The sequence below is a fragment of the Ferrovibrio sp. genome, assembly GCF_964218355.1.
In the GTDB taxonomy this organism is placed as follows: domain Bacteria; phylum Pseudomonadota; class Alphaproteobacteria; order Ferrovibrionales; family Ferrovibrionaceae; genus Ferrovibrio.
Map to the genome: position 1 here is coordinate 110249 of NZ_CAXPMC010000014.1, position 16521 is coordinate 126769.

Consider the following 16521-nt stretch of genomic DNA (forward strand, 5'->3'; position numbering starts at 1 on the left):
CCCTTTTTCTTTGTCTTCAGCTTTCTTTGTCTTCAGCACGGCAGCATTGCGATGAAGTTCCTCGATCAGGCCAAGGTCTATGTTGAAAGCGGGCATGGCGGCGCCGGTTCCGTCAGCTTCCGCCGTGAGAAGTTCATCGAATATGGCGGCCCCGATGGCGGCAATGGCGGCAAGGGCGGCGATGTCTGGGTGGAATGCGTCGATGGACTGAACACCCTGATCGACTACCGCTACCAGCAGCATTTCCGCGCCGAGCGCGGCGGCCATGGCATGGGCCGGCAGCGTTCCGGCGCCGGCGCCCCCGACGTGGTTCTCAAGGTGCCCAAGGGCACCCAGATCTTCGCCGAGGACGAAGAAACCCTGATCGCCGACATGACCGAGGTGGGCCAGCGCGTGCTGCTGTGCAAGGGCGGCGATGGCGGCTTCGGCAACGAGCATTACAAGTCGTCGACCAACCGGGCGCCGCGCCGCGCCGATCCCGGCTGGCCCGGCGAGGAGAAATGGATCTGGCTGCGGCTGAAGCTGATCGCCGATGCCGGCCTCGTCGGCCTGCCCAATGCCGGCAAGTCGACCTTCCTGTCGCGCGTATCCCGCGCCAGGCCGAAGATCGCCGACTATCCCTTCACCACGCTGAAGCCGCAGCTGGGCGTGGTGAAGGCCGACGAGCGCGAATTCGTGCTGGCCGACCTGCCCGGCCTGATCGAGGGCGCCGCCGAGGGTGCCGGCCTCGGCCACCGCTTCCTCGGCCATGTCGAGCGCTGCGCGGTGATCCTGCATCTGCTGGACGGCACCGCGGAAGACCCGGTGGCGAACTGGAAGCTGATCCGCCGGGAGCTGAAGAAATACGGCGGCGGGCTCGATACCAAGCTCGAGATCATCGGCCTGAACAAGATCGACGCGATCCCCGCCGACGAACTGAAAGAGAAGATCACGAAACTGAAGCGGTCGGCGAAACGGCCGGTCTTCGCGCTGTCCGGCGTGTCGGGCGAGGGCGTCGAGGCCGTGGTGCGCCAGCTGTGGGAGATCATCGCCGCCGCCCGCCAGGCCGAGAAGGACGGCGTGGCGGTACAGGGCGATGCCGACGTGAAGGGCGTGATCCGGTGAATGCCGCGGCACGCAGCCCGTCGACGAAGGCGCTGCCGTCCCTCGACCGCGCGAGGCGCATCGTCGTCAAGGTCGGCTCGTCTTTGCTGGTCGATGGCGAGAAAGGCACCCTGCGCGCCGCCTGGCTGGCGGCCCTGGTCGAGGATATCGCCGGCTTACGCGCCGCCGGCAAGGAAGTGCTCGTCGTCTCGTCGGGGGCGATTGCGCTCGGCCGCCGCATCCTCGGCCTGACCGGCCGCGCCCTGCGGCTGGAGGAAGGCCAGGCCGCCGCCGCCGCCGGCCAGATCCGGCTATCGGCCGCCTGGGGCGAGGCGCTGGCCAGGCATGACCTGAAGACCGCACAGATTCTGCTGACCCTGGCCGACACGGAATCGCGGCGCCAGTTCCTGAATGCGCGCGAGACCGTGAACACGCTGCTGAAGCTGGGCGTGGTGCCGGTGGTGAACGAGAACGACACGGTGGCGACGGCGGAAATCCGCTTCGGCGACAACGACCGGCTCGGCGCCCGCGTCGCCCAGATGATCTCGGCCGACTGCCTGGTGCTGCTGTCCGATATCGACGGACTTTACACCGCCGATCCCGGCATCGATGCAGCCGCCCGTTTCATTCCGCTGGTGGAGGCCGTGACGCCGGAGATCGAGGCAATGGCCGGCATCTCGCGCTCGGGCTTCGGCCGCGGCGGCATGGTCACCAAGATCATGGCGGCCAAGATCGCCACCGGCGCCGGCTGCGCCATGGTGATCGCCAACGGCAAGCAGATGCATCCGGTGCAGAATGTGCGCGACGGCGGCACCTGCACATGGTTCCTCGCCACCGGCACGCCGAATGCGGCACGCAAGCAGTGGATCGGCGGCCATCTCAATCCGCAGGGCAGCCTCACCGTCGATGCCGGCGCCGAAAAGGCGCTGCGCTCGGGCCGCTCGCTGCTGCCGGCCGGCGTGACGCGGGTCGATGGCCGTTTCCAGCGTGGCGACCTCGTGCGCGTGGTGGATGCCGCCGGCACCGAGATCGCCGTCGGGCTTTCCGCTTACACCGACGAGGATGCCCGCCGCATCATCGGGCACAAATCGGGCGACATTGCCGAGATTCTCGGCTACCGTGGCCGCGACGAGATGATCCACCGCGACGATCTTGTTCTGAGATGACCGCCATGACCGCGCACAGCACGATTTCCGATACCGCGACGCTGATGGACGCCGGTTCCCTGATGGAAGAGATGGGCCGCGCGGCGAAGGCCGCCGCCACCATCCTCGCCACCGCGCCGACGGCGCAGAAGAATGCCGCGCTGACGGCGGCCGCGCAGGCCCTGCGCGCGAACACGGCCGCGATCCTTGCCGCCAATGCCGAAGACATGGCCGCCGGCCGCGACAAGGGGCTGAGCAATGCCCTGCTCGACCGCCTGATGCTGGACGACCGGCGCGTCGCGGCCATTGCCGCGGGGCTGGAGGACATCGCCGCCCTGCCCGATCCGGTCGGCGCCACCATCGCCGAATGGACGCGGCCGAACGGCCTGCATTTCCGCCGGGTGCGCACGCCGCTGGGCGTGATCGGCGTGATCTACGAAAGCCGCCCGAACGTGACCGCCGATGCCGGCGGCCTGTGCCTGAAGGCCGGCAATGCCGCCATCCTGCGCGGCGGCAGCGAAAGCTTCCGCTCCAGCCGCGCCATCCATGCCTGCCTCGCCGCCGGGCTGAAAGCGGCCGGCCTGCCGGAAGCCGCGATCCAGCTGGTGCCGGTGACCGACCGCGCCATGGTCGGCGCCATGCTGACGGCGCCGCAATGGCTGGACGTGATCGTGCCGCGCGGCGGCAAGTCGCTGGTCGCGCGCGTGCAGGCGGAAAGCCGCGTGCCGGTCTTCGCCCATCTGGAAGGCAACTGCCATGTCTTCGTCGAGGCCAGCGCCGATCCGGCCATGGCCGAAAAGATCGTGCTGAATGCCAAGCTGCGCCGCACCGGCGTCTGCGGCGCCGCCGAGACCCTGCTGGTGGAACAGGCCGCGGCACCGACGCATCTGCCGCGGCTGGTGAAGGCACTGCTGGATGCCGGCTGCGAAGTGCGCGGCGATGCGGCGACGCAGGCCGTCGATGCCCGGGTGAAACCGGCCACCGGGGAAGACTGGGCCACCGAATATCTCGATGCCATCATCGCCGTGAAGGTCGTGCCCGATCTCGATGCGGCGATTGCGCATATCGCGGAATACGGCTCGCAGCATACCGAGGCGATCCTGACCGAGAATGCGGATCATGCCGCCGCCTTCATGAACCGGCTCGACAGCGCAATCCTGCTGCACAATGCCTCGACGCAGTTCGCCGATGGCGGCGAGTTCGGCTTCGGCGCCGAGATCGGGATTGCCACCGGCAAGATGCATGCGCGCGGCCCGGTCGGCGTCGAGCAGCTGACCACCTTCAAGTATCTCGTGCAGGGCAGCGGCCAGATCCGGCCCTGACCGGCCGCCGCCGCCGCCCCAGCCAGAACGGAGCGCCAAGCCCCGCATGACCCGGCTTCCCCCCCTCGGCTCGCGGCTTCGCTTGCGCATCGGCCTGCTCGGTGGCTCGTTCAATCCCGCCCATGCCGCCCATCGCGAGATCAGCATCACGGCCCTGCGCCGGCTGAAGCTCGACCAGGTCTGGTGGCTGGTCAGCCCGCAGAATCCGCTGAAGGCGGCCAACGGCATGGCGCCGCTGGCCACCCGCATCGCCGCGGCACGCGCCGTGGCGGCGCATCCGCGCATCGTCGTCACCGGTATCGAAAGCCGGCTCGGCACCCGCTACACCGCCGACACGCTCGCCGCCCTGCGCCGGCATTATCCGGCCATGCGCTTCGTGTGGCTGATGGGGGCCGACAACCTGGCGCAGTTCCACCGCTGGGAAAGCTGGCAGCAGATCGCCCGCGCCATGCCGGTGGCGGTGCTCGACCGGCCCGGCCATAACCTGACGGCGGCGTTTGCGCCGGCCGCCCGCGCCCTGCAGCAGGCCCGCCTGCCGCAGGCCGAGGCCGCCACCCTGCCGGACCGCCGGGCGCCGGCCTTCCTGCTGTTGAAGACGAAACTCAACCCGCTCAGCGCCACCGCGATCCGGCAGCAGATGCAGGCCCGCCGCCGCGCCGCCGGCTAGCGCAGCAGCCCGGCCGCCGCGGTGGCCACGCCGATCAGGCTTTCGCCCGCCACCAGCCCCGCCGCCAGCGGCAGCGTCGATGTCTCGCCGAAGCGCGGCGCGACGCGCGCCACGATGGCGGCGATCACCGCGCCGAGACACATCGACAGGGCATTCCAGGCCGGGATGACGAAGGCGAGGCCGATGGCCGGCGCGCTCGGCACCCGGCGCGCGTATCGTTCGGGCAGCAGCCGTTCGGCCAGCGCCAGTGCGATGCCGGCCATGGCGGCCGCCAGCATCGCCGGCAGCGCACCCGGCGGAATCGCGCCAAGCCCGCCGGCCAGCACTTCCGCCACGGCCTTCCAGGTCGCCACCGCCGGCGCCGGCCAGTCGGCGGTGATCAGCATCGCCTGCGGATCGGGGATCAGCAGCAGGTATACGGCGCTGCCGGCCAGCGCGCCGGTGGCGACGCCGAAGCACTGCGCCACGATCTGGAAGCGCGGCGTGGCGCCGATGATCTGGCCGGTGCGCAGGTCGTGCATCAGGTCGGCGCACTGGCCGGCGGCACCGCCGGTGATGTTGGCGGCCATCAGGTTGGTGATGACGTTGCCCGGCGAGAGGATTCCGTAGGCGAGCTGGGTGATCTTGCCCATGGCGCCGATCGGCGTGATGCCGGTCTCGCCCGAGACCCGGGCCGCCACCACCGCCAGCACATAGCTCAGCAGCACCGCGGTCACGGCTTCCCACAGCGCGAGGCCGAAAAGCGGCATAGCGATGGCGGCGATCAGCGCCGTGCAGAAAACCAGGCCCAGCATCTGCCCGCGCGGCAGCCGCAGAGGCGCGCGGTCCGCCGGGGCCGCCTGCCGCCGGCGCCGCCACAGGCGCAGCAGCGAGATACCGAAAGAGACCAGCGACGCCACCACCATCAGGGTGACGCCGGGCCACAGCAGCCAGGTGACCAGCGGGCCGAACCAGGCGGCCTGCGGCGCGGCCGCGCCGGCCTCCGCCCAGCCCATCGCCAGGGCATAGGGTGCCAGCAGGCCCCAGCCGGTCACCGCGCCCAGCAGCAGCGACAGCCCGGCGCGCAGGCCGATGATGGCGCCGAAGCCCAGCATCAGCAGCGAGGGATCGAAGGCGAAGCCGAGATTGGCCAGCGTGGGCGATGCGCCGCCCGCCGGCAGCGTGGCGGCCGGGCCGAGACGCGGCAGCGCGACGACGAGATCGTTCACGCCTTTCAGGGCCGCCGAGACGGCCGCCGCGCCGAACAGCACGCGCAGCCGCGCAAAGGCCTCGCGGCCGCGGGCATGAATGCGCTGCATGGTCTCGGCGGTGGCGATGCCGGCGGGAAAGGCCAGCCGTTCGCGCAGCAGCATCTGGTTGCGCAGGCCGGCCGCCACCACGACGCCGAGGATGCTGACCGCGAAGACCCACAGCGTCAGCCACTGCCAGGCGAGTTCGCGGCCGGTCAGCAGGGTGAGAGCCGGGATCGGCGCCACCAGGCCGCCCGAGATGATGGAGGCGGCGGACGAGGCGGTCGTCTGGTTGATGTTGTTTTCGAGGATGCCCCAGGGCCACGCGCGGCTGCCGCGCGCCGCCAGCGACCAGAAGCCATAGGCAAGCAGGCCGGCCGCCACCGACATGTTGAAGGACCAGCCGATCTTCAGGCCGCTGTAGACATTGCAGGGGGTGAGCGCCGCACCGATCAGCATGCCGGTGAGAATGGCGCGCAGCGTCAGCTCGGGGGCTGCATGCCCTGGCGACGCAGGAGAATGTGCCTGGGCCATCGCCCCAGTTTAAGGATGCGACCCGCTATGGCAACCGCAGATACAGCTTGTTGATGCCGGTCAGCAATCCGTGCAGCGACAGATAGAGCGCAACGAAATCGCCCCATGGCAGCGACAGGGCCGCGGCGATGTCGCCTAAGCTGCGGCGGCCGTCGATCAGTGCGGCAATATCCGCTGCGCGCGGCGGCGCCGCAAACACGAAGCGCTCGGTATGGAAGCTGATGGCGAGCTCGCCGCGCCTGCGCAGCGTCTCGGCCAGGGCCGCGGCGGGCAGCCCGTTCAGCCACGGCACCAGATCGGGCGCCGGCTGTGCGACGGCACCGTCCTTGCGCGCGGCCGGCACGGCATAGACCACATGGGTCTTCATGGCGCCGCTGAGCCGTTCGGCCAGCGCCGCCTGGTCCGGCGGCGGCAGGGCGGCGGCCCGCGCACGCAGGGTCTCGTCCTTCAGGTAGCCGAGCGGATCGTAGCGGCAGGGCTCGATCCAGGCACTGATGCCGAGGCCGGCACCTTCGACCAGGTCGTACAGTTCCGGCACCGTATAGGCGCGGTCCTGGCTGTGCAGCAGCAGATCATAGAGGCCGGCATCGCCGGTGGTGTGGTCGCCGATGAAAGGATTGCGGCGGAATTCGTTGCCTTCGGGCAGCGCGACCAGCAGCCGTTTCGCCAGCGCCACCTGCTGCTGCGGATCGTCGCCGCCGACAAGCTGGCGCAGGGCCGCCTGCAGCGGATAGACGCCGGCGCGGCCGTAGGTGCCGTAGACCATCAGGCCCATGCCGCCGTCTTCGGCCAGTGCGGCCTTCAGCACGGCTAGGCCGGCAGCCGGATCGGGCAGGTGATGCAGCACGCCGCAGCAGTCGATGTAGTCATACGGCCCCGGCGCCAGCTGCGGCAGGGCGTCGAGGGCGCCGGTGAGGAAGCGGATATTGGTCAGGCCGCGCATGGCGGCGCGCGCCTCGGCCACCTTTCGCGACGCCGCCGAGAGATCGAGATAGACCACCTCATGCGCGCCGCCGCTGGCGGCCAGATACTGCGCCAGATGGATCAGCCCGTCGCCGGTGCCGCCGCCGGCCACCAGCGCACGGAAGGGCCGGCGGAAATCGCGCCGGCCGCCGAAGACATAATGGTTGAGTTCCGGCAGGAAGCTCGGGCTGCCGGTGATCAGCCGGCGGCGCTCGTCCTCCGGGTCGCGGGCCGGATAGGGATAGGCCTCATACTGCTCGCGAACCCGGTCGGACACGCAGCCGGTGCGATCAGGGGATGGTGATGACCACCTTGCCGGTGGTCTTGCGCGACAGCAGGGCCTGCATCGCCTGCGGCACCTGGTCGAGGGCAAAGGTCGACGAGACATGCGGCTTCAGCCGGCCCTGCTCGTAGAGCGCCAGCAGGGCGGCGAAATTCGCCCGGTTCTTCTGCGGCTCGCGGGCGGCAAAGGCCCCCCAGAAGACGCCGACGATGCTGCAGCCCTTGATCAGCGCGAGATTCGCCGGCGCTTCGGGAATCCGGCCCGAGGCGAAGCCGATCACCAGCAGGCGGCCATCCCAGTTGATGCAGCGCAAGGACTGGTCGAAGGCATCGCCGCCCACCGCGTCGTAGATCACGTCGGCGCCGTTGCCGCCGGTCAGCTCCTTGACGCGGTCCTTGATGCTTTCCGTCGAATAGTTGATCACATGGGCGGCGCCGTATTCCTTCACGATGGCGGCCTTCTCGTCGCTGCCCACCGTGCCGATCACGGTGGCGCCCAGCTCGCGGCCCAGTTCCACGGCGTTGAGGCCGACGCCGCCGGCGGCGCCATGCACCAGCAGCACCTCGCCCTTCTGCATGCGGCCGCGGTCGACCAGCGCGTGATACGTCGTGCCGTAGGTGATCGGGAAGCCGGCCGCGACTTCATAGGGCATGCTGTCGGGGATCTTGTAGACGCTGGCGGCCGGGCAGTTCACCATCTCGCCGAAGGCGCCGTTGCCGGTGGTGGCCATCACGCGGTCGCCCGGCTTCACGTCGGTCACCTTCTCGCCCACCTCGGCGATCTCGCCGGCGCATTCCATGCCGGGCGCGAAGGGGAAGGCCGGCTTGAACTGGTATTTGCCGGCGATCATCAGGGTGTCGGGGAAATTCAGGCCGGCGGCGCGCACACGGATGCGCACGTCCTTCGGGCCCAGCGCCGGCAGCTCGAGATTGTCGAGCACCAGGCTGTCCGGGCCGCCCCAGGCCTTGCACACCATGGCTTTCACGCTGATCGCCGCCATCACTTCACTCCCTGTCTGCGGTTATCCGGGCTTGCGGATTTTCCGGCTGTTTGCGGATTTTCTTGTCGTCAGAAAATGGCAATGGCGCCGGAGCAGCCTCCGGCGCCATGCATCACGCCGTCATTTCGGCGAAATCACCATGGTCATCTGGCGACCTTCCATTTTCGGAAACTGCTCGACCTTGGCCTTCTCGGCCACGTCGTCGCGCACGCGGTCCAGCAGCTTGGCGCCGAGTTCCTGGTGGGCCATCTCGCGGCCGCGGAACCGCAGGGTCACCTTGACCTTGTCGCCCTCGTCGAGGAAGCGGTTCATCGCCTTCATCTTCACGTCATAGTCATGCGTGTCGATGCCGGGACGCAGCTTGATTTCCTTGATCTCGATGACCTTCTGCTTCTTGCGCGCCTCGGCGGCCTTCTTCTGGGCCTCGTATTTGTACTTGCCGTAATCGAGGATCTTGGCGACCGGCGGCTCGGCATTGGGCGAGATCTCGCAGAGATCAAGGCCGGCCTCCTCGGCCAGGCGCATCGCTTCGCGGGTGGTGACCACGCCGCGGTTCTCGCCGGCGGCGTCGATCAGGCGGACATTGGGGACGTCGATCTCGTGATTGACCCGCGGTCCGTCGGTCTTCGGCGTCGGCGGGGCATTGAAAGGTGGGCGGGCTATGACGCGCTCCTTAAGATAATTGCAGACAAATCAGTGGGTTGGGCGTATGGCAGCCGGGGATCAGGCCCCCGGCATGCGGGCCTCGGCGGTCAATCTAGCAAGCGCGTCGGCCAAAGCAATGGTTTCCTGCCGCTCTTCGCCCAGCCGCCGCAGGGTGACGGTACCCTGCTCCGCCTCCTTTTTGCCGACCACCAGGATGACCGGCACCTTGGCAAGGCTGAGTTCGCGGATCTTGTAGTTGATCTTCTCGTTGCGCAGGTCGGTATCGACCCGCAGGCCGGCGGCATCGAGCGCATCGGCCACCTGCTGCGCATAGCCGTCGCAGTCCGAGACGATCGGGGCGACCACCGCCTGCAGCGGCGCCATCCACAAAGGCAGGCGGCCGGCATAATGCTCTAGCAGGATGCCGATGAAGCGCTCGAAGCTGCCGAGGATCGCGCGATGCAGCATCACCGGGCGGTGGCGGCCGCCATCGGCGCCGACATAATCGGCGTCCAGACGCTCGGGCAGCACGAAATCCACCTGCAGGGTGCCGCACTGCCAGTCGCGGCCGATGGTATCGCGCAGCACGAATTCCAGCTTCGGGCCATAGAAGGCGCCCTCGCCGGGATTGAGCGTGTAGTCGAGGCCGGCGGCCTCGCAGGCTTCCTTCAGCGCGCCTTCCGCCTTGTCCCAGGTGGCATCCGAGCCGGCGCGCTGGGCCGGCCGGTCGGAGAATTTCACCCGGATGTCCGTGAAGCCCATGTCCCTGTAGACCGACTTCAGCAGCTCGCAGAATTCCTTGCTCTCCGAGATGATCTGGTCTTCGGTGCAGAAGATATGCGCGTCGTCCTGGGTGAAGTTGCGCACCCGCATGATGCCATGCAGGGCGCCGCCCGGCTCGAAGCGGTGGCAGGAGCCGAACTCGGCCATGCGCAAAGGCAGGTCGCGGTAGCTCTTGAGGCCCTGGTTGAAGATCTGCACATGGCAGGGGCAGTTCATCGGCTTCAGCGCGAAGACGCGCTCGTCCGGATCGCTGCCATAGTCGCGGATGCCCTGCTCGTTTTCCGCCAGATACATGTTCTCGCGGAATTTCTCCCAGTGGCCCGAGGCCTCCCACAGCTTGCGGTCGACCAGCTGCGGCGTCTTCACTTCCTGGTATTTCGCGCGTTCCAGCCGGTTGCGCATGTAGCGCTCCAGCGTGCGGTAGAGCGTCCAGCCCTTCGCATGCCAGAACACCATGCCGGCCGCCTCTTCCTGCTGGTGGAACAGGCCCATTTCCCTGCCGAGCCGGCGGTGGTCGCGCTTTTCGGCCTCTTCCAGCCGCTTCAGATACGCATCCAGCTCCTTCTGGTCGCGCCAGGCGGTGGCATAGATGCGCTGCAGCTGGCGGTTCTTCGCGTCCCCGCGCCAGTAGGCGCCCGACACCTTCATGATCTTGAACGCTGCCGGCAGCTTGCCGGTGGAGGGCAGATGCGGGCCCATGCAGAGGTCGAGCCAGCTGTCGCCCTGGCGGTAGATCGAGATCGCCTCGCCGCGCTTGGAAATCTCGTCGACCCATTCGGCCTTGTAGGTCTCGCCGATCTGGCGGAAATAGCCGACGGCCTTCTCGGCGGGCCAGACCTCGCGCTCGATCGGCAGGTCGCGCTTGACGATCTCGGCCATGCGCTGCTCGATCTTCGCGAAGTCCTCCGGCGTGAAGGGCTCGTCGCGCACGAAATCGTAGTAGAAGCCGTCCTCGGTGGCGGGGCCGAAGGTGATCTGGGTGCCGGGGAACAGTTCCTGCACCGCCTGCGCCATCACATGGGCGCCGTCATGGCGGATCAGCTCCAGCAGCTCGGCCTCGTTGCGGTCCTTCATGGTGACGATCTCGAGCCGGGCATCGGCCGTGATCGGCGCCTTCAGGTCGCGCAGCACGCCATCCAGCCGCACGGCGAGCGCGGCCTTGGCGAGGCCGGCACCGATCGATGCCGCCACATCCGCGCCGGTGCTGCCGGCCGCGCAGGTTCGCACGCTGCCATCGGGCAGGGTGAGGCGGATCTCGGCGCCGGAAGAACCAGCGGAAACGGCAGTCTGGGACATGGGTTAACGACCTCCAAGGGGGCGCAGCCTAGCCGTCCCGCCCCCCCTGTCAAGCCGGGCGCCCGGCCGGCCGGGCCGGGGCCGCGATGTCCCGGAAATCAGCGGCCGATGCGGTAGACCGAAGCCGGCGGCAGGTTGGCGATCACCCCGCCGATCCGCGTCGCCCGCAGGCCCAGCCGGTCGAGCACGGCGGCCGGCACCGGGCAGCGCGGCCCGTAGGTGAACTGGTAGAAGGCCCCGTCGGCGCGCAGGTGGCGGAAGCTGCCGGCAAGCACGGCATAGGCCTTGCGCGGCGGCATGGAGAGCATCGGCAGGCCGCTGACCGCGGCGCCGGCACGGTCGGCCGCGCGCGGGGCCGGCGGCAGGCGGTGCAGCCGGGCGGCATCCATGGCCAGCAGGCGGGCGGCGGGAAAGCGGCGCGACAGCCGGCGGGCGAAATCGGGCCCCGCCTCGACCAGCACGAGGTCGCGTTCGGCGACGCCGCGGTCGAGCAGGGCGCGGGTGAACACCCCGGTGCCGGGACCCAGTTCCAGCACCCGGCCGGTGGCCGGCGAGATTTCCTGGGTGATCAGCTCGGCCAGGGCCGGGCCCGATGGCAGGATCGCCGCCACCTGCAGGGGATCGGCCAGCCAGGCCCGGAAAAACGTCATCCTGTCGGTCAGGCCCTGCGCCGCGATCATATCCTGCTCATCCTGATGATCCGTCCGGGCCGTTCCTGCGGCCGGCCGGGGGCACCAAGCATGGCGGCGATCTGTGGCAGGAACATGGCGGTGCCTCCTTCCCGCATGCGGCCGTGCGCCTAGGCGCGCTCGACCTGGGCCAGGGCCGAGAGCACTTCCTCCACCGGCACCACCTGCAGGGCGGTGGCGCGCAGGATGCGCACCAGCCGGCCGCGCGGGGCCGCCAGGCCGGGATCGGCGGCGGCGGAAAACAGCGCCAGGGTCGGCGCCCCGGCCGCGGCCAGCAGATGCAGCGCGCCGTTGTCGTTGCCCACCGCAAAGGCCGCGCGGCGGGCCAGCGCCGCGAGGTCGGCCAGGCTGGTCTGGCCGGCAAGGTCGAGGCTGCCCGGCGCCTGGGCGGCGATGCGCATGGTCAGCGCCGCGTCGCGGGCATCGCCCAGCAGCAGCGGCAGGATGCCGTCGGCCAGCAGGCCGCGGGCGAGGGTGGCGTAATGGTCGGTCGGCCAGAAGGCATAGACGCCCTTCTGCCGGCGGCCGCCCGGCGCCAGCAGCGCGAAACGCGGCGGCAGGGCGAAGCGGCCGATGCCGTCGCCGGCAAAGGACAGGTCGGCCGGCGCCACCACCGGGATGCCGGCCTGGCGCAGCTGTTCGGTCAGCCGGTCGACCGGGTGCAGCGGGCCGCGGCCCGGCGGCGCGGCATAGGGCCGCGAACAGCCCCAGGCCCGGCCCGACCAGTCCGGCCGCGGCAGCGGCAGCAGGCCGAAATACAGGCTGGAGCGCAGCGAGCATTGCAGGTCGTAGACACGGTCGAACTCGCCGCCATGCAGCCGGCGCAGCAGGATGCGCCAGGCCGATGGCCGCAGCAGCGGCAGCGGATCGCAGCAGACGGCATCCGCCACATCGGCCGCGCGCAGGAAATCGGCATAGGGTGCGGTGGTCAGCAGGGTGACATGGGCCCCCGCATGATGGTCGCGGATCGCCTTCATGGCGCCCAGCGCCTGCACGATGCCGCGCAGGCCGCCCAGCCGGATCACCAGGATGCGTTCGCGGACCGGCGTGGTGGCGGCGGGGACGGCATGCAGGCGGCTGTCAGGCATGATCGGGGAATAATAGCCGGGTATAGACCTGCAGGTAAGCCCGGCACATGGCATCGACGGTAAAGTGATCGGCGACATGGCGGCGGGCGCGTTCGGCGATCTGCAGGCGGCGTTCCGGGGTCAGGCGGATCGCCGCGTCCAGCGCCGCCGCCAGCGCGGCCGGATCGTTCGGCGGCACCAGCCAGCCGGTCTCGCCGGGCAGCACGGTTTCGCGGGCGCCGCCATGGTCGGTGGCGATCACCGGCTTGCCCATCGCCTGCGCCTCGACGGCGATGCGGCCGAAGCCTTCGGGTTCGGTGCTGGCGGAAACGACCACATCGGCCAGCATGTAGGCGGCCGGCATGTCCTTGCAGTCGCCGGGCAGCCGCACCGCGGCATTCAGGCCGAGCTGCGCGGTCAGCATCTTCAGTTCCTCGACGTAACTGTCGCGGCCCTGGTGGTCGCCCGAGAGGACGGCGATGAAATCCTGCCGGCCGCGCGTCTTCGCCAGCTCGGCCAGTGCGCGCAGCAGCACGGCATGGCCCTTCCAGCGGGTCAGCCGGCCGGGCAGCAGGATCACCGGCAGGCCATCGACCAGCCGCCATTGCTGGGCCAGCTGGGCGACGCGGTCGGGATAGACCCGCGACGGATCGAAACGGGCGAGATCGGTGCCGCGCGGGATGATGACCAGCTTGTGCCGCGCCACGCCGAACTTGCGATGCGCATACTCGGCGACGAAATCGGAAATGGCGATCACCACATCGCCCTTGCCCATCGGCCCGGCCCACAGCTTGCGGAACCAGTTATGCGACTTGTAGGCGTTGTGGAAGGTGGTCACGAAGGGCACGCCGCAGCGCAGCGCGGCGGCGCGGGCCGACCAGGCCGGGGCGCGCGAGCGCACATGCACGAGGTCGATCGGCAGCGAACGGATCAGCTCTTCCAGCCGGTCGGTATTCTTCTGCATGCGCCAGGGATTCTTGCTGGCCACCGGCAGGGTGATGTGCTTCGCCCCGGCGCGTTCCAGCTCGCGCACCATCGGGCCACCTTCCGAGACCACGTAGGAGACCCAGCCGGCCGCCGCCAGCGCCTTGGCCATGTCGACGGTGCCGCGCTCGACGCCGCCGGTGACCAGGGCCGGCAGTACCTGCAGCACGGCGGGCGGCCTTCCCATGGAATGTGTCTCTAAAGTAGTATTTTCGGAATTGGCCATCGGAGATGCGTCATGATGCGCGGTGCGGCTGGCAGTATACGGCGCGGCTTCATGTCCGGCAAAGCCCGGGAAGACAAGAAAAATCGGCGCGCGGGCCGCTGGCCGGGCCGGGCCCCGCTGGCCGGGCTGGCAGCCATCGCCGCCATGGCGGCGCTGCCCGCGCTGGCGCAGACCACCGGCCGCAATCCGTCCCACGAAGACATCCTGCGCGGCTTCGACATCGCGGCGCTCTATGCCGACAAGGACCAGGGCCGGATCGGTTATGGCAGCGGCGCCACCCTGACCGGGGTGGTGACCAAATGGACCGGACCGGTCCGCTACCGCATCGAGGGCATGGATTACGACAAGGCCCGCATCGCCGAAAGCATTGCCGCGCTGAACCGCCTGGCCGGCATCGCCGGCGTGACAGTCGAGCCGGCCGGCACCGGCAATCCGAATTTTTCCATCATCTTCGTCAACACCGAGGACCTGCGCACGTCGAATGGCGGCCGGGCCGGCTGCATCACCAGCTGGAACGAGGACAAGTGGTATGGCCGGCTGCACTGGGCGAAACTCACCATCAATCTCGGCCATCGCGGCGATATCGGCCGCTGCATCGTGCACGAGATGCTGCATGCCTTCGGCCTGCGCGGCCATCCGCACCGCCTGCATTCCATCCTCAGCTACTCGACCGACCGCTTCGTCTTCGACCTGACCGAGGCCGATACGGTGATGCTGCAGACCCTGTACGACAAGCGCATCCCGGCCGGCCTCGCCCGGCTGCCGGCGGTGGCGCTGGCCGACGGGATCATCGAGGAGAAGCGGCGCGCCCTCAATCCGGCGGCACCGCCGAAATCGGCCGCCGAACCGGTGCTGGACGACATCCTCGCCGACCTGCGCAAGGCCGCCGATGACGGCAACGTGCGGGCGATGCTGCATCTGGCCGAGGCATACCGTTTCGGCATCCGGCTGCCGAAGGACATGGCGCAGATGGCCGCGCTGCTGGACCGGGCCGACGCGCTGACGGATATGGACAGGGTTTTCGACCTCGCCTATGCCCTGCAATTCGGACGCCATGTGCCGAAGGACCTGCCGCGCGCCGCCGCGATCTACCGGCGCGGCGCCGAGGCCGGCTTCACGGCCTTCCAGAACAATCTCGGCACCATGCTGCGCGACGGCACCGGCATTCCGCCCGACCAGACGGAAGCCCTGATGTGGTTCACCATCGCGGCGCGGGCCAGGCATGCCATGGCGGAGAGCAACCGCAGCAAGCTGAGCGAAACCGCCCCCGGCGAAGTCCAGGCGGCCGCCATCGCCCGCGCCGATGCATGGAAACCGGCGGCGACAGCGGCTAAACAGGGGCCATGACCGCACCTGCTTTCCTGGCAGCCCCCGACGGGCTGCGCATCGCCCATGTCGCCGCAGCTGGCACAGAACCCTGCATCCTGTTCTGCGGCGGCTTCCGCTCCGACATGACCGGCACCAAGGCGCTGGCGCTGGAGGCGGCCGCGAAGGCCCGCGGCACCGGCTTCGTGCGCTTCGACTATACCGGCCATGGCCAGTCCGACGGCGCCTTCCTCGACGGCAGCATCGGCCGCTGGAAGGACGACACGCTGGCGGTGCTGGACCAGGTCTGCCGCGGACCGACGGTGATCGTCGGCTCCAGCATGGGCGGCTGGCTGGCGACGCTGGCGGCGCTGGCGCGGCCCGGCCGCGTCGCCGGGCTGGTGCTGCTGGCGCCGGCGCTGGATTTCACCGAAGACCTGATGTGGGCGCAGATGAGCCCGGACCAGCGCGCCACCCTGCAGCGCGACGGCATCCTGCGCGAACCGTCGCAGTATTCCGACCAGCCCTACGAATACACCCTGAAACTGATCGAGGATGGCCGCCGGCACTGCATCCTCGCCGGCGGCATCGATCTGGCCGCGCCGGTGCGCATCCTGCAGGGCATGCAGGACCCGGATGTCCCCTGGCAGCACGCGGTGAAAACCGTCGAGGCCTTCCGCGGCGCCGATACGCGCCTGACCCTGATCAGGGACGGCGACCACCGGCTGTCGCGGCCGCAGGATCTCGCCCTGCTGACCGAAACGGTGTGGAGCCTGGCCGCCTGAGCAGGCGGCAGGGTTCCGGCAGCCGCGAGGCGGCTGGCGTCAGAATTCCTGCCAGTCGCCGTCCTCTCCGCCGGCGTGAACCGGGGCGGGTTTTGCAGGCGCCGCCGTGGCGGCAGGGTTCCCCGCCCCTGATTTCGCCAGGCCGGATTTCGCGGCGGCCGGGGATTTTGCGGCCGGGGACTTTGCTGCCGGGCGCTTTGCAGCCGGGGCGCCGGTCTTGAAAAAGCCGACCATCTGCGCCAGCCGCTGCGCCTGCTGGGTCAGCGACTGCGCGGCGGCCGTGGTCTCTTCCACCAGCGCCGCGTTGCGCTGGGTCATCTCGTCCATGCTGCCGACGGCGGTGTTGATCTGGTCGAGGCCGGTGGCCTGCTCCCGGCTGGCCGCGGCAATCTCGGCCACGATGTCGCTGACCTTCTTGATGGCGGTGACGATCTCGGTGAGGCTGGCGCCGGTCTGGTTCACCAGCGCCGCCCCGGTCTTCACCTGGGCATTCGACGTGGCGATCAGTGCCTTGA

The 16521-nt window shown here is 69.6% G+C and carries 15 protein-coding genes; 6 read left to right on the forward strand and 9 right to left on the reverse strand.

Going from position 1 to position 16521, the window contains the following annotated elements:
• Positions 1-51: 51 nt before the first annotated feature.
• Genes obgE through ACEQZY_RS09045 form a run of 4 tightly spaced genes read left to right on the forward strand, consistent with a single transcriptional unit; the run spans position 52 to position 4217 of the window.
• The gene (obgE, locus tag ACEQZY_RS09030; protein ID WP_341704756.1) at positions 52-1104 is read left to right on the forward strand and encodes a GTPase ObgE; all 1053 of its coding nucleotides are present in this window, start codon (positions 52-54) and stop codon (positions 1102-1104) included.
• Entirely contained in the window at positions 1101-2249 is a 1149-nt protein-coding gene (proB, locus tag ACEQZY_RS09035) for a glutamate 5-kinase (protein WP_370153728.1), read from the forward strand. The genes obgE and proB overlap by 4 nt, the downstream gene beginning before the upstream one ends.
• A 23-nt stretch (positions 2250-2272) precedes the next feature.
• Positions 2273-3550, forward strand: a complete 1278-nt coding sequence (locus ACEQZY_RS09040; RefSeq protein ID WP_370153747.1) for a glutamate-5-semialdehyde dehydrogenase — start codon at positions 2273-2275, stop codon at positions 3548-3550.
• Positions 3551-3596: 46 nt separating this feature from the next.
• The gene (locus tag ACEQZY_RS09045) at positions 3597-4217 is read left to right on the forward strand and encodes a nicotinate-nucleotide adenylyltransferase (protein WP_370153729.1); all 621 of its coding nucleotides are present in this window, start codon (positions 3597-3599) and stop codon (positions 4215-4217) included.
• Here ACEQZY_RS09045 and ACEQZY_RS09050 read toward each other — a convergent pair.
• The 8 genes from ACEQZY_RS09050 to ACEQZY_RS09085 all read right to left on the reverse strand — a co-directional run bounded on the left by ACEQZY_RS09050 (position 4214) and on the right by ACEQZY_RS09085 (position 13877).
• The gene (locus ACEQZY_RS09050; protein WP_370153731.1) at positions 4214-5980 is read right to left on the reverse strand and encodes an OPT family oligopeptide transporter; all 1767 of its coding nucleotides are present in this window, start codon (positions 5978-5980) and stop codon (positions 4214-4216) included. The genes ACEQZY_RS09045 and ACEQZY_RS09050 overlap by 4 nt on opposite strands.
• A 25-nt stretch (positions 5981-6005) precedes the next feature.
• Positions 6006-7220, reverse strand: coding sequence for a class I SAM-dependent methyltransferase (locus tag ACEQZY_RS09055; protein WP_370153733.1), 1215 nt, complete (start codon positions 7218-7220; stop codon positions 6006-6008).
• Positions 7221-7233: 13 nt separating this feature from the next.
• Positions 7234-8211 carry an NADPH:quinone oxidoreductase family protein gene (locus ACEQZY_RS09060; RefSeq protein ID WP_370153749.1) on the reverse strand — a complete coding sequence of 326 codons (978 nt, stop codon included), beginning with the start codon at positions 8209-8211 and terminating at the stop codon, positions 7234-7236.
• Positions 8212-8346: 135 nt separating this feature from the next.
• Complete coding sequence (gene infC / locus ACEQZY_RS09065; RefSeq protein ID WP_341705225.1) at positions 8347-8889, reverse strand: translation initiation factor IF-3; 543 nt, start codon at positions 8887-8889, stop codon at positions 8347-8349.
• A 60-nt stretch (positions 8890-8949) separates the two neighbouring features.
• Complete coding sequence (gene thrS / locus ACEQZY_RS09070; RefSeq protein WP_370153735.1) at positions 8950-10950, reverse strand: threonine--tRNA ligase; 2001 nt, start codon at positions 10948-10950, stop codon at positions 8950-8952.
• A gap of 98 nt (positions 10951-11048) precedes the next feature.
• Positions 11049-11630 carry a class I SAM-dependent methyltransferase gene (locus ACEQZY_RS09075; RefSeq protein WP_370153737.1) on the reverse strand — a complete coding sequence of 194 codons (582 nt, stop codon included), beginning with the start codon at positions 11628-11630 and terminating at the stop codon, positions 11049-11051.
• Positions 11631-11749: 119 nt separating this feature from the next.
• Complete coding sequence (locus ACEQZY_RS09080) at positions 11750-12727, reverse strand: glycosyltransferase family 9 protein (RefSeq protein WP_370153739.1); 978 nt, start codon at positions 12725-12727, stop codon at positions 11750-11752.
• Positions 12720-13877 (reverse strand): glycosyltransferase family 4 protein, encoded by a 1158-nt coding sequence (locus ACEQZY_RS09085; protein WP_370153741.1) that lies wholly within the window; start codon positions 13875-13877, stop codon positions 12720-12722. Before ACEQZY_RS09085 ends, ACEQZY_RS09080 begins: the two co-directional genes overlap by 8 nt.
• Before the next feature lie 90 nt (positions 13878-13967).
• Here ACEQZY_RS09085 and ACEQZY_RS09090 point away from each other — a divergent pair, with 90 nt between their 5' ends.
• Positions 13968-15263, forward strand: a complete 1296-nt coding sequence (locus tag ACEQZY_RS09090; protein ID WP_341704152.1) for a DUF2927 domain-containing protein — start codon at positions 13968-13970, stop codon at positions 15261-15263.
• Positions 15260-16006 (forward strand): alpha/beta fold hydrolase, encoded by a 747-nt coding sequence (locus ACEQZY_RS09095; protein ID WP_370153743.1) that lies wholly within the window; start codon positions 15260-15262, stop codon positions 16004-16006. Before ACEQZY_RS09090 ends, ACEQZY_RS09095 begins: the two co-directional genes overlap by 4 nt.
• A gap of 39 nt (positions 16007-16045) precedes the next feature.
• Here the strand turns inward: ACEQZY_RS09095 and ACEQZY_RS09100 are convergent.
• On the reverse strand, positions 16046-16521 hold a 476-nt coding region (locus ACEQZY_RS09100; RefSeq protein ID WP_370153745.1), incomplete at its 5' end, for a methyl-accepting chemotaxis protein.